Origin of the sequence: Salinibacter pepae, from assembly GCF_947077775.1 — a bacterium.
In the GTDB taxonomy this organism is placed as follows: domain Bacteria; phylum Bacteroidota; class Rhodothermia; order Rhodothermales; family Salinibacteraceae; genus Salinibacter; species Salinibacter pepae.
Genome location: NZ_CAMTTE010000001.1, coordinates 3,489,069 through 3,507,165 on the forward strand (window position 1 = coordinate 3,489,069; position 18,097 = coordinate 3,507,165).

Sequence of the window (18,097 nt, forward strand, 5' to 3'; positions counted from 1 at the left end):
TGCGACGCGTCGGCCGTGCTGTGCGCACCATTCTCAATTTCCCATGGAGAACCTCACCGTTGTCGACCACCCGCTTTTGCAGCGTGACCTGACCCTCCTGCGCCGGAAGGAGACGCCGCACGGCCAGTTCCGGAAGACGGTGTCCGACGCGGCGGCGATTCTGGCCTACGAGGCGATGCGGGACATCGAGCTGGAGGAGACCTCCATCGAGACGCCCCTCGAACAGACGACCGGCTACGAGATCGCCGAAGAGGTGATGGTCGTGCCCATCATGCGGGCCGGGCTCGGAATGGTGGATGGCTTCGTGCGGTACGTGCCGGAGGCCCGGGTGGGCCACCTCGGCATGCAGCGCGACGAGGAGACCTACCGGCCCGTCGACTACTACAGCAACATTCCGTCGAGCATCGAGGGCGCCCACGTGTTTGTGGTGGACCCGATGCTGGCCACAGGGGGCAGTGCGTCCTTTGCCATCGATCACCTAAAGGAAGAAGGGGGACAGGACTTCACGTTTGCGTGTCTGGTCGCGGCGCCCGAGGGGGTGCAGAAGCTCCGCGAGGAGCACCCCGACGTGCCCGTGGTGACGGCGGTACTGGACCGGGAGCTGGACGACAACGCCTTCATTCGCCCCGGCTTGGGCGACGCGGGGGACCGAATCTTTGGAACGCGATCGTGACTGAGGGACGCTGACCGATGGGCCATCTCGTTTCGTTTCCCCGAACTCTTCTTTTGCTCACGGGTCTGCTGTGCCTCTGGGGGGGCACGACGCCGGCCGTTGCACAGGACGGTGCGATCGACGTCCCGGACCCGGTCCTGAGCGGCATCGAGTTTGCGGTCGCGGTGCCCGGCGACTCCTCGCTGGCTGCACAGGGGGCGCCGACGCTGCGGGTGGCGGGGGCCTCGTTCTCGCTATCGTACGACGCGGCGGAGGGGGCGTGGACCGCGGACGATGTCTCGATCGCGTCGAGCGGAAGCGCCACCGTCGAGGTCGTGGCCGACGGCGCGGTGCTGCGCTCAACCACGACGCGAACCATTCCGGGCTGGCTCTCCATCCTGCCGCCCCTCTTGGCCATCGGGATGGCGCTGCTGTACCGGCGTGTGGTGCCGGCGTTGTTCTTTGGAATCTGGGTGGGCGCGGTGATTGCCATCGGCGTCACGCCGTGGGGCGCGTTCAAGGGCCTGCTGGACAGCTTTCAGGTCTACGTGCTGAACGCAATGTCCAGCTCCAGCCACGTGGCCATCATTCTGTTCTCCCTCATGATCGGGGGCATGGTGGGCATCATCTCCAAGAATGGGGGGACCCTCGGCATCGTGGAGCGCCTGACGGGGTGGGCGAGCGACTCGAAACGGGGACAGATGGTGACCGGGGTGCTGGGCGTGAGCATTTTCTTCGACGATTACGCCAATACCCTCATCGTGGGCAACACCATGCGCCCGGTCACGGACCGGCTTCGCGTTTCCCGTGAGAAGTTGGCCTACGTCGTGGACTCGACCGCGGCCCCCATCGCGACGCTCGCGTTCGTCACCACGTGGATTGGGTACCAGGTGGGCCTCCTGGGGACCGCCATCCAGAACATCGACGGATTTGCGCAGGGGGCCTACTCGGTCTTCCTCAGCTCACTGCCCTACAACTTCTATCCGCTCCTCACGCTGTTTTTCGTCTTCCTCGTGGCCTATTCGGGACTCGACTTCGGGCCGATGTACCAGGCGGAGCGGCGGGCCCGCGAGACGGGGGAAGTGCTGGGCAAGGAAGCGAAGGTCGACGAGGCGGCCTCGGAGGGGGAGGAGCTGCAGCCCCCGGACGGAACGCCGTTCCGGGCCGTCAACGCCGTCATCCCGATTCTGGTGCTGGTGGGAGGGGTGCTCGGCGGGCTGTACGCGACGGGCGTTCAGGCCGCTGGGGGGGAGGCCCCCTTGCGGGACATTATCGGGGAGGCGAACTCGTACACCGCCCTGATGTGGGGATCGATCCTTGGGGTGTTGGTGGCGGCGGCGCTGTCCATCGGGCAGGGCATCCTCGACCTGGAGCAGACCGTGGAGGCCTGGTACGAGGGCCTGAAGTCCATGCTGTTTGCGATGATCATCCTCGTGCTCGCGTGGGCCCTGTCCAACATCACAGAGGTCCTGCACACGGCCGACTTTCTCGTGTCGGTCCTCGGGGAGTGGCTTCCGCCTGGGGTCGTGCCGGCACTCATCTTTGTCCTTGCGGCCGCGACGGCCTTTGCGACCGGGTCGAGCTGGGGCACCATGGGCATTCTGATGCCGCTGGTGGTTCCGCTGGTGTGGGCGGTTCTCGTCCAGAACGGGATGGACGACCCGTCGCACTATCACATTCTGTACTCGTCGGTGTCGTGCGTGCTGGCCGGATCGGTGTGGGGGGACCATTGTTCGCCCATTTCGGATACGACGATTCTCTCGTCAATGGCCAGCGGCTGCGACCACGTGGAGCACGTGCGCACGCAGTTGCCGTACGCGCTCAGCGTGGGCACCGTGGCGATCGTGTTTGGCACACTGCCCGCCGGCTTCGGCCTGCCGTGGTGGGTCGGGCTCTTGGTCGGGGCGGCGCTCCTGTACGGCCTGCTACAGGTGGCCGGCACGCCCGTCGATACGGCCGAGGCCCCTGCGGAGGCCCCGGCGTAGGCCGATGGCAACCGCCGCGTAGGGCGTGGCGCTCGTCTCTTTCCTTTCCCTTTTTGTTCACCAATCAACATCCCTCCCTATGTTTCTCGACGCCGACGACCGTCCCTGGGGCCGCTGGGAAGAGTACCTGAACGAGCCGGGGTATCGCGTGAAGCGCATCATCGTGCACCCCGGCCAGCGGCTCTCCCTGCAGAAGCACGAGCAGCGACAAGAGCACTGGGTCGTCGTCCGGGGGACGGGCGTCTTCACGCGCAACGAGGAGGAGATCGCGGTGTCTGAGGGGGACACCTGCTTTATCGACGAGGGCGACGTGCACCGCATCGAGAACACCGGCGACGGGCCGCTCGTCTTTATCGAGACGCAGATGGGCCGCTGCGTGGAGGACGACATCATCCGGCTGGAGGACGACTACGGGCGGGAGTAGGGCGGAACGAACGGGGGAAGGCGGGGCGAGGAGTTTGTAGGATTTCTGCTTTCAAGAAGGGCATCGCCGGCACTTCCGGGTGTGTCGTTCCGTTGTACGCCACCGCACACAGTTTCTTGGCAATCCCCCTCGCCTATGATATTGCCGATATACGTCTACGGCCACGAGGCGCTCCGGAACGAGACCGATCCCGTGCAGGAGAATACGGAGGCGCTCCAAGAGCTCATCGACAACATGATCGAGACGATGCACAACGCCGCCGGCATTGGGCTGGCGGCGCCCCAGGTTGGGCGCACTGAGCGTCTTTTCGTGGTGGACCTGACCCCGATGGCCGACGAGATTGCGGAGGCGGGGGCGCCGCTCCCGCCCCAGCCGATGGTCTTCATCAATCCCGAGATCGTGGAGGAGAGCGACGGCACCGCGGAGATGGAGGAGGGCTGCCTGTCGATTCCGGAGGTGCGAGAAGCCGTGGCACGCCCCGAACGGATCCGGATGCGCTACCGGGATCGCGAGTTTGAGGAGCAGGAACTGGAAGCCGGGGGGATGCTGTCCCGGGTTCTGCAGCACGAGCGCGACCATCTCGACGGCGTCCTCTTTACCGACTACCTCAGCAGCTTCCGCAAGCGACTGCTCCAGCGTCCCCTGCGCGAGATGGTGAACGGGGAGGTGGAGGCCGACTATCCGCTCGTGACGAAGGACGACGAAACCGTTCCGTCCCGGTAGAACACATTCCTCCCCAGGAAGCTTGGCCCTCCGTTTGAGCCAGCTGCTGTGGACATTCCCCATGACCGCCCGCCGGACGCTCTCCCGCTCGGACATCGAGGCCGTCTACGACCGGACTGGGGCGTGGCAGGACACCCAGGCCTTCTACGAGGCGCCGGCCTTCGACGTGCTCGTGGCCCGTGGGGGGTTTGGGGACGCCCGGTCGGTGGTCGAGGTCGGATGCGGCACCGGAACGCTCGCCGAGCGCCTCCTGCAACGCCATTGTCCGCCGGCGGCGCGCTACGTGGGATACGACCTCAGCGGAACAATGGTGCGGCGTGCCCGGGCCCGACTCGGGCCGTTTGGGGGCCGCGCGACCGTCCACGAGACCGACGGCGGCCTGACGTTTGACGCCCCGGACGGGACGCACGATCGCGTGGTGGCGACCTACCTGTTGGACCTTCTGTCGCGAGAGGACGCCCGGACCTTCCTCGGGGAGGCGCATCGCCTCCTGCGAGAGAACGGCCGGCTCTGCCTTGCGGGGCTCACCTGGGGACGCGCGCTGGTGCCTCGGTGTGTGAGTGAGCTGTGGAACGCCCTTCATCGAATTCGCCCGGCGTGGGTCGGCGGGTGCCGGCCCCTTCGGCAACGGGCCCTCCTGGACGAGACGCGCTGGTCCGTCCGGGCTCACGCCTTGGTGACGGCATGGGGCGTTCCGTCGGAGGTGCTGGTGGCGACGCCCACATAAACGCGCATGCGGTCTCTTTGCACTGATGTCCGGCAACGGCGTGGCCCTGCTTTCGGTCGACCGGCTTTCCGTGACGCTCGACGGACACACGATTTTGCGCGACGTGGGCTTCGAGGTTGCGGCCGGCCAGTGGGTCGGCATCCTCGGGCCCAACGGAGCGGGCAAAACAACCCTTCTGCGGGCAATTGGGGGGCACATCCCGTTCGACGGCGAGGTCCGGCTCCGGGGGACGCCCATCGAAACGATGAGTGCACCGGAGCAAGCACGGGCGCAGGCCTTCGTCCGTCAGGCGCGGTCCCTCACCTTCGACTTTGCGGTGGAGGAATTTGTGCTGCTCGGCCGGGCCCCGCAGCGAGGGTGGTTGCAGCCGTACCGGGAGTCGGACCGGGAGCGCGTTCGAGAGGCCCTTGCCCGAGTGGAGCTGGAGGGCTTTGAGGCCCGGTCGGTCCTGTCCCTGAGCGGAGGGGAGATGCAGCGCGTCTTTCTGGCGCAGGCCCTGGTGCAGGGGGCGGACCTGCTGCTGCTGGACGAGCCGACCGCCCACCTGGACGTACACTATCAGTTCTCCTTTATGGAGCAGATACGGGCGCAGGCGGAGGCCGGCCGGACGGTGCTCGCCGTGGGGCACGACCTGGAGCTGGCGGCCCGCTACGCGGATCGGCTGCTCCTGATCGCAGACGGCGAGCTGCGGGCCCAGGGGCCCCCGGCGTCGGTCCTGACGCCGGAGCGCATCGCCTCGGTATTCGGCGTGCGGGTCGCCCTGGATCAGCACCCGGACGGCACGCTCCGGATCGACTACCTGGGGCCCGTCTCGTCCGCCGACGCGAACCGCGTCCCCGGGTAGGGCCGGAACGGGCTGCGCCCTCCGGAAACGCACCCGGAGGTCAGCCGTGCCACGCTGTGGTCAATTGTAGTCCCCTGTTTCCCGACGGATTTTCTCTGATGAGCAAACGCATCTACACCCGGACCGGCGACGACGGAACCACGTCCCTCTTCGGGGGAGAACGTGTGGGCAAGGGAACCCCCCGCATCGACGCGTACGGCACGGTCGACGAGACCAACTCGATTGTCGGGCTCGCCCGGTCGCACCTAGAGGGCGAGCCGGGCCAGGAAACCCTCGACCCGGTCCTGGGAGCCGTGCAGGAGGAGCTGTTCGTATTGGGGGCGGACCTGGCCACGCCGATGGACGCCAAGCCGGTCGTGGAGCGCATCGAGGACGCCCACATCGAGGCGCTTGAGGAACGGATCGACCGGTTCGAGGCGGACCTGCCCAGCCTGGAGCGCTTCATCCTGCCGGGGGGCGCGCCGGCCGGGGCGTCGCTCCACTCCGCCCGGACCGTGTGCCGCCGCGCGGAGCGCCGCAGCGTAGAGGCCAAAACCTCGACGCCCATCAATGAGCAGGTCATTGTCTACCTCAACCGGTTGTCCGACCTCCTCTTTGTGCTGGCCCGCTGGGCCAACCGGCAGGCGGGCGTCCGGGAGGACACGTGGAGCCCCGGAGGGGGTGGGGGCGACGGTGCGTCTGCCGACCCGTCGTAGTCTCTTCGCATCTCACTCACTTCCCGGCGGACTCCATGTCCTTTTCACGCGGGCCCGTGCGACTGCTTGCCGTGCTTCTGATCGTTGCTGGAGGGGGGCTTGCCTGCCAGACGGGCGCGACCGCGCCGCCCCCGCCGACCGAATCGACGGCAGTGTTTGAGGTCTCGACGGACCGGTACGGACTTCCGACGGGGCGCTATGAGGTTGAGGAGGGACGCGTGGGGCGGGCGGAGACGTTCTCGGACGTGCTGGGCGAGCATGGGGTGGACTACCAGACAATCTTGCGCCTTGCGGACGCGGCCCGGCCCGAGTTCGAGGTCACGGATCTGCGGGCCGGGCGTCCGTATCGGGTCTACGTGAACCCTTGGCTCCAGCAGCCACAGTACCTGGCGTACCAGATCGATGCGCGCCGGTACGTCGTCTTTGATCTGCAGCATCCGAACCGCACCCACATTGCCACCCGGCCGGTCACCCGTCAGTGGGCCACGGTCGCGGGCACGGTGGAGGGGTCGTTGTACGAGACCGTCGTGGACAATGGCGGGCACCCGCTCCTCGCCCTGCGGCTGTCGGAGGTGTTTGCCTGGCAGATTGACTTTTTTCGGCTGCGGGCCGGCGACTCGTTCCGCCTCGTGTACGAGGCCCGTGCGGTGGGGGGCGATGCGGTGCAGCCCGGAGACATCGTGGCGGCGCACGTGCGCCACCGCGGTGAGGACTACTACGCGTTTCGGTTTGAGGCGGGAGCGGGCGACGCCGAGTATTTCAACCGGGCGGGACAGAGCCTTCGGCGCCAGCTCCTGAAGGCGCCGCTGCAGTACTCCCGCATCAGCTCGGGCTACACCAATCGCCGGTACCACCCGGTCCTGAAGGAGTACCGCCCCCACCGCGGGGTCGACTATGCCGCGCCGCGCGGCACCCCAGTGCGATCGGTCGGGGAGGGGGTTGTGCAGCGGGCCGGGTACGAGGGGCCGAACGGAAACTACGTCAAGATCCGCCACAACGGCACCTACACCTCCGGCTACCTCCACCTCTCGCAAATCTCCGTGGCGTCCGGCGACCGCGTGCAGCAGGGCGAGACCATCGGCTACGTCGGAAGCACGGGCCGATCCACGGGGCCCCACCTCGACTACCGCCTCTGGAAGCACGGCTCCCCCGTCAACCCGGTCACGCTGGAGCTGCCGCCCTCCCAGCCCGTTCCGCTGCGGCACCGCGACGCATTCCGGGCAACCGTCCGGGCCCTCCTGCCGCGCCTCGACGGGGAGTCGGTGCTTGCCCGGGCGTCGCCGGGGGCCGGACCGCGCTGGAATGATCGCACGGCCCCGTCAGGCCCCCATCTCGCGAACCGGTAGCTTCTCCAACCTGGGCGCTCCTGGAATGTCCCTCTTCCTCCACAGTCGGCAGGTTGAGACGCGTGGGCCGCTCCTCCTCGTGCACGGCGGGGCCTGGGACATTCCGGACGCCGCGCTTGCGGCGCACCGCGAGGGGCTTCAGGCTGTACTCGAGGTCGGGACCGCCGCGGTGCAGGAGGAGACGGGGGCCCTGGCGGGCGTCACGACGGCGACGCGGGCCTTGGAGGCCCACGGCGCCTTCAATGCGGGCTACGGGGCGATGCTGAATCAAGACGGGGCGGTGGAGCTGGACGCCGGGGTCATGACGGGGGCCACTCTGGGCTACGGGGCCGTCATGGCCACGCAGCGTCTGGAGCACCCGGTCGGGGTGGCCCGCCGGTTGTTGGAGACAGGGGAGGGGCGCGTGCGCATGCTGGCGGGGGAGGGGGCGGAGCGGTTTGCGGACGCCACGGGGACGGAGCTCGTTCCGAACGAGACGCTGGTCCACCCTCGCGAGCGACGACGCCACGAGCGGATTCGGGCGCAGGCCGAAGCGAATCACCCGAGCCGGTCGTTTCGTCCAGGAGGCGCCGATCCGCAGGGGCGCGACACGGTGGGGGCGGTGATGCGGGACGCCACGGGCACGCTCGCGGCGGCGACCTCCACCGGAGGCACGCCCTTCAAGCCGCCGGGCCGGGTGGGCGACTCGCCCCTGCCGGGGGCCGGCTTCTACGCGGACGCCCACGTGGCGGTCAGCACGACGGGCTGGGGCGAGGCCATCGCGGCCGTGGGGCTGGCCCGGAGCGTGCGGGAGCGCGTCCGGGCGGGCGCCTCGGCCGAAGCAGCCGCGCGGGCCTCCCTCTCCCGCATGCACGAGCAGGTACGGGCGCCGGACGGGGAGGGGGCGACGGGCGGATGCATCGTGGTTGCCCCTGAAGAGGCCGCGGTGGCCTTCACGACGCCCCGGATGGCCCGGGCGTGGACGGATGGGACCGACGCGCGTCAGCGTCTGTAACCGGACTACCACTCCACGTTGAGCCCCGCAGAGAACGACCGCTCGGGGGCGGGTTCGTAATAGCGCCCGCCAAACGCGTTCACGACGACGGAACCGGCGTAGCGCTCGTTGAGCACGTTGTTGACGGTGACGAAGGGCTTCAGGGTGAGTCCGTTCGTGTCGACGCCCCGGTGCCCGAGGTTGAGGTTCACCAGGACGTATCGGGGCGCCTCGGCGGTGTTTGCGTTGTTGGTGTAGTAGCTCGGCACCCCCTGGCCCGAGATCCGCCCCCACCACCCGTCGTGAGTGAACTCGGTGTGGAGGTAGAGACGGCGACTCGGAATGCCGGGCACCCGATTGCCGACCAGGGAGTCGTCGTTCGATTCGTCGATGACAAACCGGCTTCCCGTGTAGCGCGTCGCCACTTCGAGGGCGTCCGTGGCCTGCCACGTGAGACTGGCTTCAATGCCGTCGTGGGTGTTGGCCGCAAGATTATCGTAGACCTCGCGCCCGTCGGCGTCTTCGTAGGCGGAGATGAGGTCGTCGACCTCGAGGCGGTACAGGGCCACGTCGAACCGCAGCCGAGCCTCCGGGACGGTGCCCCGGGCGCCGATCTCGAAGCCCCGAGTAACCTGCGGCTCCACCTGTTGATTGAAGCCGCCGCCCCCGCCCGGGCGGTTGGAGAGCTCGGAGGCCGTCGGCGTCTCGAACGCCGTGCTGTACTGGGCGAACACCTGAGCGGGGCCGGCATCGAATGAGAGCCCAAAGCTCGGGCTGACCGACGAGAAGGTGCGGGTGCCGGACTGATCCCCGTCCTCGGTCAGTCCATCGTCGGCTTCGAAGCGCATTTGGTCGAGCCGGAGCCCGCCCGTCAGGGCCAGCCGATCCGTCGCGTTAAGGCGGGCGTAGCCGAACGCGGAGCCGTTCAGTACGGTCTCCAACTGGTCGAGGCCGACCTCAGGGCCGGGATCCCCGTCGGGCGTCGTGGACGTAAATTCGATGCGGTCGTCGGACTGGATCCCGGCGTCCACGCCCAGGCCGCCCTGCAGTCGACCCTCGGTCCGGCGAAGGGTGAACCGGGTGCCCCCGCTCCACCGCGTGTACCGAATGAACGCGTAGTTCAGGGGGTTGTCGAGGTTCCGGCGCAGGCCGTAAGCGGTGCCGGAGAGGGTGGCGCCGCCCAGGTCGTGGTCGACGGAGGCCCCGAGCTGGATCTGTGAGCTTTGCTTGCCCGCATTCACGTCCACGAATGCGGAGCGGGCCTGTGAGGGGTCACTGGTGAACTGCTCGCGGGTGAGGCTGCTCGGGTTGTCGGTGTCCTGCTGGTCGGCCGCCGCCATCACGCGGAGCTGCGTGTTGGGGCCCAACGCCCGTCGGGCCGTTCCGCCCGCCCGCACACGATGGCCCTGGCTGTGGGCCCGGTACCCCTCCTGGCGCTGGCCGGAGGCGTATCCGTGCACGGTCCAGGGGCCGACCGTGCCTCCCCCCTCCACGAGGCCCTGCCACTGCCCGTAGCTGCCGCCCTGCACCCGGACCCGATTCGGGGGAGGCGATGGGCCCGACGACGAGAGAAAAAGGACGCCCCCGCTTCCGTTGCCCCAAAACACCGAGGCGGGGGAGCGAACCAGCTCCACCTGGCGGACCACGGCCGGGTCCACCACGTCAAGAAAGGCCTGCCCGTCGGGCAGGGTGAGTGGAATGCCGTCGTAGAGGACCTGCACCCCACGGACCCCAAAATTGGACCGGTAGCCCACGCCCCGCACGCTGATGCGCTCCCCGAGGGCAAAGTGGTGACGATCGTTTACCCATACGCCGGGCAGGGGACGGAGCACATCGTCCAGAGACGTCGACGCAGTCAGGGATACCTCCGCCGGCGACCGCGACCGCACCGTCACGGCGAACGGCGCGGACGCCTCCGTTTCGGCGCCACGGACGGCCTCAACCGTCACTTCCGGCAGCTCGACAATCGTGGAGTCGGGGGATTGCCCCACCGCGAGGTGGGGGCCGACACCAGTCCACAAAATGGCTAAGAGGAGGAAGAGAGGGGGACGTCGTGTTACGAAAACCATGCAACTGGAAACGGAAACGGCGGAAAGAGAGCGGGCGGAGGGCGGGTGCTCGCAGTAGCGGGTGGCGATCTCGATAGACGGATTCTCAACTCGTGGGTCGGAGACCTCGTGTCGGGCGTCGTGCAGGCCAAATTGCGAGGGGTCCTCACCAGCCAATTCGGGGAGCGGTGGAGTCGGTGGGCGGGCTGGGCGGGTCCTGGGCCACCGCGGGGAGGGGGACGTCTCGTCCAGTTGCTGAATCTGGACGCCCGTGTAGTAGAACGAGAGGATTTCGCGGTAGCCCTTGCCCTGCTCGGCCATGGCGTGGGCGCCCCATTGATTGAGGCCCACCCCGTGGCCGTGGCCCCGACCGGTCAGCACGTACGCCGAGCCGTCGCGGCGCGCGTCGAACCATGTGCTCTTCAGCGTGACCCCGTCGACCCGCTCGTTCACCACCGACCGGAAGGTGCTCGCCTCCATGTCCGTCTCCGTATCGTCCGAGAAGAGCACCTCGATGGTGGCCAGCCGGCCGCTTGGGGTGCGGTCGCCCAGCAGAAACCCCTCGACGGAGGCGCCGTGGTGCAGCGACAGCGCCTGCAGAAGGGCCCGGCGGTTGATGCGCGTCGTCCAGCGGTGCTTGGGCGAGGCCTGGTCGTACGGGTCCGCCTTGCCCCGGAGGTAGGGGAGGGAGGGACTGTCCGTCCAGACGGACTCATTGCTGGCCGTGTGGCCGCCGCTTGACGAGAAGTAGACCGCTTGGATCGGGGCCCCGTCGTAGGTCAAAATTTGACCCCGCGTCTCCCGGGCGGCCCGACGGGCGGCCGCGGTGATCACGTCTTTGCCCCGGTACACCTGAGAGGCCGTGCCGTCGACGTGGTCGTAGTCCCCATCGAAGTGCTTGGTGGAGAAGAGGGCGTAGGTCCGAGCCACGACCGCCATGGCACGGGTGCCCGCCCGGTCGTCGAGGCCGTACTCCGCGGCGACGACGCTCGCGACGTAGTCCTGCAGGGGCACGCGGTTGACGAGCTGAAGGCCGGTGCTGGAGTCGGCGGGCCGAAGGGTGAGCCGGCCCGTGTACGTGCGCGTCGACTCGGAGGGCAGGGCGAGCGTCCAGCTGCCCCCCCTGGACGGCGCGAGGCGAAGCGACCGGGCGTACAGGTTGGCCGTCCCGCGCCGGGCATACACATCTCCTTGGCGGCGCCCGAGCGTCACGGTCTCGTCGCGGTTCAGCCGGAGGATTCGGGAATCACTGCTGGGAAGCAGCACCGAGAGCGAACGGCGCCTCGGGGTCAGGCGAACAGACTCAACCTCCGTCCCGTGATGCAGGCGCACCTGTACCCAGTCTGTGCTGTCGGGCGAAGACTGGGCGGCGGCCGGAGACGAGGCCCCACCCGCAATCAGCCCCAGCATTGAGGCGGCTAGTGCCCAGAGCAGGCCCCGAGTGCCCGGGCGGAGGATCGGGTGAAATTTACACCAACGCATTTACAGTGTGGGGCCTTCAGTTGATGTTCTAACGCACGGTGCCAAGACGATGAGTGCCGGTCTTCCTACGGTGCAAAATGGGGACTTCGTTCCCGGTCGTCATCGGCTCGTTTTGTCCACCTCTTTCGCTTTCGGTCGTCGCTTCAGCCTATGATTATCGACACACACGCGCACCTGTACCTCGACCAGTTCGATGGGGACCGAGACGCGGTTCTGCGTCGGGCCTGGGGCGCCGGGGTCGACGTCGTCGTGATGCCCGCCATCGACGTTCCCTCCATCCAGCAGGCGGTAGACCTGTGTGAGGAGTACGACGGGCTCTACGCCATGGCGGCCCTGCATCCCTCGGAGACCCAAGAGGTCACCGAGGAGGACTTTGAGGCGGTCGTGAACTGGTGTTCGCACCCGAGTGTGGTGGCGGTGGGGGAGAGCGGGCTGGACTACTACTGGGACCGGTCGTTTGACGACCGCCAGAAGCGCTTTTTCCGCAAGCACATCCGCCTGGCCATTGAGGCCGACCTGCCCCTTGTGATTCACAACCGCGACGCCGCGGAGGACATACTCGCCATTCTTGAGGAGGAGTACGTGCGGGCCGAGGTCCCGGAGAAGATGCGCGGGATTCTGCACTGCTACGTCGATCCGCCCGACGTGGCCGAGCGGGCCTGGAATTTGGGGTTCTATCTGGGGGTCGGGGGCATCATGACATTCTCCAACAGCGAGGTCGACGAGTACGTGAAGGAAGTGCCGCTCGACCACATCGTCGTGGAGACCGACAGCCCGTACCTCGCCCCGGAGCCAAACCGGGGCGACCGCAACGAGCCGGCCTACGTCCGACACGTTGCCGAGCGGCTCGCCGAGATCAAGGATCTTCCGCTGGAGACGGTCGCCGAGGTGACGACCCGGAATGCCCGGGCAATCTACGAGCTCGACGGTACGCGGTGAGCGGCCGCGGGGCCTGAGGCTTGCGGCATCTGCAGTTGTAGTCCCGCAGGGGCTGGCCCGCAATGTAACAATAAAAAACGCCCCGACCGGAACTTGCCCGGTCGGGGCGCCTGAATGGCCGCGGGCTCCCGCGATCGTCGGGGAGGGCGGGGCGATGTAGAGGGACGCGGGCACGTCGAGTCCGCCCGCGTCCAAACGGCCGCATCTACTCTTCCTCGCCTTCGTCTACCACTTCGTAGTCGGCGTCCTGGACGTCCTCCTCGTCGGAGTCGGGGGCGCCGTTTCCGGGAGTCGGTCCCTCCGTGGGACCGCCCGCGGGGCCTCCGGCACCGGCCGCCGCACCGGCACCCGCCGCACCGGCACCCGCCGCGGCGCCCTGCTGCGCCTGCTGCTGTTGGGCCTCGCGGATCTCCTCGCCGGCGGCGGACCACGCCGCGTTGAGCTCCTCGAGGGCGTCCTCCAGCGCGGTGATGTCCTCGTCGGCGCTGGCCGTTTCGAGCTCCTCGTTCAGCGAGTCGAGGGCGTCCTGGAGGGGCGACCGCTTGTCCTCCGGAATCTTGTCGCCGTACTCCTCGAGGCCCTGCTCCACGGAGTAGGCCATGGAGTTCGCCTCGTTGATCGTGTCGGCGCGCTCCTTGCGGCGCTCGTCCTCCTCGGCGTGCTGCTCGGCCTCCTCCTTCATCTTCTCGATCTCCTCGTCCGAGAGGCCGCTGTTCGCCTCCACGCGGATGGACTGCTCCTTGCCGGTGTCCTTGTCCTCGGCGGACACGTTCAGGATGCCGTCCGCGTTGATGTCGAACGTGACCTCAATTTGCGGCGTCCCCCGCGGGGCCGGCGGGATGCCGTCCAGGTGGAAGCGGCCGAGGGTGCGGTTGTCCTTTGCCATCTCGCGGTCGCCCTGCAGGACGTGCACCTCGACGGAGGTCTGGTTGTCGGCGGCCGTGGAGAAGACCTCGCTCTCCTTCGTCGGGATCGTGGTGTTCTCCTCAATCAGCGTCGTCATCACGCCGCCGAGCGTCTCGATGCCGAGGTTGAGCGGCGTCACGTCCAGCAGCAGCACGTCGTCGACGTCGCCACTAAGCACGCCGCCCTGTACGGCCGCGCCGAGGGACACCACCTCGTCCGGGTTCACGGACTTGTTGGCCTGCTTGCCGAAGAAGTCCTCGACGGTCTCCTGCACAAGCGGCACGCGGGTGGATCCGCCAACCAGGATGACCTCGTCGACGTCGCTCTTGGAATGCCCCGCGTCGTCGAGGGCCTTCTCCATCTGTGGCACCGTCTTTTCGACCAGGTCCTCGATCAGGTTCTCGAAGGTGGCCCGGTTGAGGTCCATGTTCAGGTGCTGCGGCCCCTCGTCCGTGGCCGTAATAAACGGCAGGTTGATCGTCGTCGTCTTGGCGCTCGACAGCTCAATCTTGGCCTCCTCGGCGGCCTCCTTCAGCCGCTGCAGGGCCATTGGGTCGTCCCGGAGGTCGATGCCGGTGTCCTGCTCAAACTCGTCGGCAATGTGGTCGATGAGGCGCTTGTCGAAGTTGTCGCCCCCGAGGTGCGTGTCGCCGTAGGTGGCATTCACTTCGAAGACGCCATCGCCGAGCTCCAGGATGGAGACGTCGAAGGTGCCGCCGCCGAGGTCGTACACGGCGACCACCTGATCGCTCTCGTCGTCGAGGCCGTAGGCGAGGGACGCTGCGGTCGGCTCGTTGATGATGCGCTGCACGTTCAGGCCCGCAATCTCGCCGGCCTCCTGCGTGGCCTTCCGCTGCGCGTCGTTGAAGTAGGCCGGCACGGTGATCACCGCGTCGGTGACCTCCTGGCCCAGGTAGTCCTCGGCCGTCTGCTTCAGCTTCTGCAGCACCACGGCCGAAATCTCCTGCGGGGTGTACTTCCGGTCCCCAATCTGGACGCGCGCCGTGTCGTTCTCGCCGCGGACGACCTCGTACGGGACCTCTTCAATTTCGTCCTCGACCTCGTCGTAGAAGCGGCCCATGAACCGCTTGATCGAGGACACGGTGTTCTCGGGATTCGTGATGGCCTGACGCTTCGCCGGGGCGCCCACGAGGCGCTCGCCGTCGTCCTTGTAGGCCACGACGGACGGCGTGGTGCGCGCTCCTTCCGCGTTTTCGATGACGTCGGGATCGTCCCCCTCCATCACGGCCACGACCGAGTTCGTCGTGCCAAGGTCGATTCCAATGACTTTACCCATGAGTACGTGTGCGTTGGTTCGGATCAGTTCGAAAGTCGAAGGCGTGTCGGGGGCGAGGGGCGGCCGCCTCTCGGCGTCCCCAACTCTACATCGCCACGAGACATACTTCTCAAGAACAATGCCGCGCCGCAAAGCCCCCGAAACAGTCCGTCAGAATGACAGGGTGGCAGGGCCGGGCCGGTCGATTTCCCCTGGCGGGGCGTCAGGACTGGCACCGGGACGCCCGCACGCTGAAAAGTTTGCAGGACGGAGGCATGGTCCTTGGGGGGCAACCGTCTCCCCTCCGTTTCCGTGCAAAATTTCACCAATATCGAAGGGGGCCCAAGATATTCCCGCGACTCGTGCTTATCGTGTGATTGTCATGTACACGTCTGCTGCCCTCCGGTACATCCCCAACCTTCTGACGGTCGGTCGGATTCTGGTGACCCCGTTGCTGCTCCTGCTCCTGTCGGTTCCGAGCACGGCCGGCCAGATGAGTGCGGTCGTGCTCTTCGTTCTGGCGTCCTTGACGGACTACTACGACGGGGTGTTGGCCCGTCGGTACGGCGTGCGGTCGCGGCTCGGGCAGTACCTCGACCCCCTGGCGGATAAGATTCTGATTCTGGGGACCTTCATCGCCCTCGCCCTGGAGGCCCCCGACCTCGTCCCGTGGTGGGCCGTCGTGGCCATCGCCCTTCGCGACGTTGTCGTGACGGTCCTGCGGTCGTGGGCCGAAGCGTCCGGGCAGACGCTGCACACCTACCGCGTGGCGAAGGGGAAGACGATGCTGCAGGCCGCATTCCTGTTCGGCGTGCTCACGCTCCGGGCCGCGACGCACTTTTCCCCGCCGCTTCGCGACGCCGCCCGGTGGCTGCTTTACGACAGCGGCCTGCCGGGGCTGGCCCTAACGGTCGTCGTCGGGTTTACGCTGGCCACGGGCGCGCTGTACGTGGTGGCGCCGGTGGAAGAGAAGGGGGAACTGGAGTAGCGCTCCATGCCGCACTCGCGCCCTCGACTGACTGCTGTCGTCCGTGATGTCCCAAGACCTCTTCGCTCCATCGTCGGCTGAGCGGGCCCGCGCCCTCGCGGATGCCCTGCTGAGCATTGATGCCGTCTCGCTCCGCCCGCACGACCCGTTCACGTGGTCCTCGGGCCTCGCGGCGCCCATCTACTGCGACAACCGGCAGACCCTGGCCCATCCGTCCGTTCGCGGACGCATTGCGGACGGGTTTGCGGAGGTTGTACGGGGGGACGACGGGGCCTCGCTCACCGTGGCGGGCACGGCCACGGCCGGCATCCCCCACGCGGCCTGGCTGGCCGACCGGATCGAGGCACCGATGGCGTACGTCCGTGACTCGGCCAAAGGGCACGGCCAGGGGCGGCGCATCGAGGGGGCACGGCCGGGGGGAGGGGATGAGGTTGTCGTCGTGGAGGATCTCATCTCGACGGGCCGATCCGCGTTGAACGCGGCGGCGGCCGTTCGCGAGACTGGGGCCAATGTCTCGGCCGTACTGGCCATCTTCTCGTACGGGCTGGACGCCGCCGCCACGGCCTTTCGGGAGGCCGGCGTGCCCTGCCACGTGCTGACGACGTTTCCCGTGCTGCTGGACGTGGCGCGCCGCCAGCACTCCCTCTCGGCAGACGCCGAGGCGCTCCTTAACGACTGGCAGGCCGACCCCGAGGCCTGGTCGCACGAACACGGCGGCTGAGCCGGCGTGCGCGCACCCCCGGCTGACTCCCGCACCGGCCGGACTGGGGACGCCCCTTGTTTCCGCTCTCTTCTGGTTGCTTTTCCCCCTTGATGAAGGCACAACTCCTGACCATCGGCGACGAACTGTTGATTGGCCAGACCACCAATACGAATGCCGCCTGGCTCGGGGGCAGGCTCAGTCGCCTCGGCGTCCGCATGACCCGGACGGTGACCGTCGGGGACGCCCGCGAGGCGATCTTCCGGGAGCTGGACCGGGCGTACGAGGCGGCCCGCCTCGTCATTTGCACTGGGGGGCTCGGCCCCACCCACGACGACCTCACGCGGACGGTCATCGCCGATTACTTTGGGGCCCCGCTCCAGACCGACCCGGACGTGCTGGAACGGGTTCGCCAGTACTACGACCGGCGAAACCGAGACGTGCCGCCGTCCGCCCCGGCCCTTGCCCAGCGGCCCCAGGGCTTTGAGACGCTCGACAATCCGGTTGGCGCCGCCGTGGGGTTGTGGTACGAGGCCCCAGACGGGCGGCTGATCGTGCTGTTGCCCGGGATCCCGGAAGAGATGACCGCCATCTTCGAGGCCTCGGTCCAGCCGCGGCTCGAAGAGCAGTCGGGCGTGGGCGAGGTGCGCCACCGAACCCTCGTGACGGCGGGGATCGGGGAGACGGCCCTGCAGGAGAAGCTGGGCGACCTGTCCGACGTGCTGGGGGACGACGTGTCCCTGGCGTACCTGCCCTCCACGAGCGGGGTGCGCCTGCGCCTCTCGGCCGACGCCCGGCAGACGACGGCGGGTGCGCGCCTGGATACGGTGGAGGCGGCAATCCGGGAGCGTGCGGGAGACGACATCATCGGCACCGGCGATGTGACCCTGGAAGCGGTGCTGGGGGAGGCACTGCGGACCCGCGACGCCACAATTGCCAGTGCGGAGAGCGCGACGGGCGGGCTCATTGGGCACCGGTTGACGGGGGTCGCCGGGTCGTCCGACTACTACCTGGGAAGCGTGGTCGCCTACGCCAATTCCGCAAAGAAAACCATCCTGGGCGTGGACGAGGCGGCGATCCGTGAGCACGGCGCCGTGAGCGAGGCGGTCGCCGTCCAGATGGCCGAGGGGGTGCGGGCGGCGCTCGGCACCACGGTGGGCGTGTCGACCACCGGCATCGCGGGGCCGACGGGCGGCACGCCCGAGAAGCCGGTGGGCACCGTGTGGGTCGGGTACGCCGACGCGTCCGGGCGGCACGCCCGGCGCCACCAGTTCGTAGAGGACCGCACGTTGAACAAAGAGCTCTTCGCGTCCGCGGCCCTCGAACAGGCGCGCCGGACGCTGTCGGCGTAGGGCCGAACGGCCGGGCCGCCGAGCCCGTCGGTCGCCG

General features: G+C 68.1%; 15 protein-coding genes. 13 read left to right on the top strand and 2 right to left on the bottom strand.

The window, feature by feature from the left end:
- The first annotated feature begins 43 nt into the window (after window positions 1-43).
- The 9 genes from upp to OJA40_RS14720 all read left to right on the top strand — a co-directional run bounded on the left by upp (window position 44) and on the right by OJA40_RS14720 (window position 8,390).
- Window positions 44-673 (top strand): uracil phosphoribosyltransferase, encoded by a 630-nt coding sequence (upp, locus tag OJA40_RS14680; protein ID WP_208427343.1) that lies wholly within the window; start codon window positions 44-46, stop codon window positions 671-673.
- Between the two features lie 17 nt (window positions 674-690).
- Complete coding sequence (locus tag OJA40_RS14685) at window positions 691-2,637, top strand: Na+/H+ antiporter NhaC family protein (protein ID WP_263810969.1); 1,947 nt, start codon at window positions 691-693, stop codon at window positions 2,635-2,637.
- A 79-nt stretch (window positions 2,638-2,716) separates the two neighbouring features.
- Window positions 2,717-3,061 carry a phosphomannose isomerase type II C-terminal cupin domain gene (locus OJA40_RS14690; protein ID WP_103017550.1) on the top strand — a complete coding sequence of 115 codons (345 nt, stop codon included), beginning with the start codon at window positions 2,717-2,719 and terminating at the stop codon, window positions 3,059-3,061.
- Window positions 3,062-3,196: 135 nt separating this feature from the next.
- The gene (gene def, locus OJA40_RS14695) at window positions 3,197-3,784 is read left to right on the top strand and encodes a peptide deformylase (RefSeq protein WP_208427344.1); all 588 of its coding nucleotides are present in this window, start codon (window positions 3,197-3,199) and stop codon (window positions 3,782-3,784) included.
- Window positions 3,785-3,845: 61 nt separating this feature from the next.
- Entirely contained in the window at window positions 3,846-4,511 is a 666-nt protein-coding gene (locus OJA40_RS14700; protein WP_208427348.1) for a class I SAM-dependent methyltransferase, read from the top strand.
- 25 nt (window positions 4,512-4,536) lie between these two features.
- The gene (locus OJA40_RS14705; protein WP_263810970.1) at window positions 4,537-5,355 is read left to right on the top strand and encodes an ABC transporter ATP-binding protein; all 819 of its coding nucleotides are present in this window, start codon (window positions 4,537-4,539) and stop codon (window positions 5,353-5,355) included.
- Window positions 5,356-5,453: 98 nt separating this feature from the next.
- Window positions 5,454-6,050 (top strand): cob(I)yrinic acid a,c-diamide adenosyltransferase, encoded by a 597-nt coding sequence (locus OJA40_RS14710; RefSeq protein WP_208427345.1) that lies wholly within the window; start codon window positions 5,454-5,456, stop codon window positions 6,048-6,050.
- Window positions 6,051-6,085: 35 nt separating this feature from the next.
- Complete coding sequence (locus OJA40_RS14715) at window positions 6,086-7,396, top strand: peptidoglycan DD-metalloendopeptidase family protein (protein ID WP_263810971.1); 1,311 nt, start codon at window positions 6,086-6,088, stop codon at window positions 7,394-7,396.
- A gap of 25 nt (window positions 7,397-7,421) precedes the next feature.
- On the top strand, window positions 7,422-8,390 hold the full coding sequence (locus OJA40_RS14720; protein ID WP_263810972.1) for an isoaspartyl peptidase/L-asparaginase family protein: 969 nt from the start codon (window positions 7,422-7,424) through the stop codon (window positions 8,388-8,390).
- Window positions 8,391-8,395: 5 nt separating this feature from the next.
- Here OJA40_RS14720 and OJA40_RS14725 read toward each other — a convergent pair whose 3' ends face one another.
- Complete coding sequence (locus OJA40_RS14725; protein ID WP_263810973.1) at window positions 8,396-11,899, bottom strand: TonB-dependent receptor domain-containing protein; 3,504 nt, start codon at window positions 11,897-11,899, stop codon at window positions 8,396-8,398.
- Window positions 11,900-12,049: 150 nt separating this feature from the next.
- Between OJA40_RS14725 and OJA40_RS14730 the strand changes: the two genes are divergently transcribed.
- The gene (locus tag OJA40_RS14730) at window positions 12,050-12,838 is read left to right on the top strand and encodes a TatD family hydrolase (protein WP_208427178.1); all 789 of its coding nucleotides are present in this window, start codon (window positions 12,050-12,052) and stop codon (window positions 12,836-12,838) included.
- Window positions 12,839-13,043: 205 nt separating this feature from the next.
- On the opposite strand, the gene dnaK is transcribed toward OJA40_RS14730, so the two are convergent.
- Window positions 13,044-15,041 carry a molecular chaperone DnaK gene (gene dnaK, locus OJA40_RS14735; RefSeq protein WP_208427179.1) on the bottom strand — a complete coding sequence of 666 codons (1,998 nt, stop codon included), beginning with the start codon at window positions 15,039-15,041 and terminating at the stop codon, window positions 13,044-13,046.
- Window positions 15,042-15,402: 361 nt separating this feature from the next.
- On the opposite strand from dnaK, the gene pgsA reads away from it, so the two are divergent.
- From pgsA to OJA40_RS14750, 3 genes are all read left to right on the top strand, one after another.
- Window positions 15,403-16,008, top strand: coding sequence for a CDP-diacylglycerol--glycerol-3-phosphate 3-phosphatidyltransferase (gene pgsA, locus OJA40_RS14740; protein WP_208427180.1), 606 nt, complete (start codon window positions 15,403-15,405; stop codon window positions 16,006-16,008).
- A gap of 46 nt (window positions 16,009-16,054) precedes the next feature.
- Window positions 16,055-16,729 carry an orotate phosphoribosyltransferase gene (pyrE, locus tag OJA40_RS14745; RefSeq protein WP_208427181.1) on the top strand — a complete coding sequence of 225 codons (675 nt, stop codon included), beginning with the start codon at window positions 16,055-16,057 and terminating at the stop codon, window positions 16,727-16,729.
- Between the two features lie 92 nt (window positions 16,730-16,821).
- Window positions 16,822-18,060, top strand: coding sequence for a competence/damage-inducible protein A (locus tag OJA40_RS14750; protein WP_208427182.1), 1,239 nt, complete (start codon window positions 16,822-16,824; stop codon window positions 18,058-18,060).
- Window positions 18,061-18,097 lie beyond the last annotated feature (37 nt).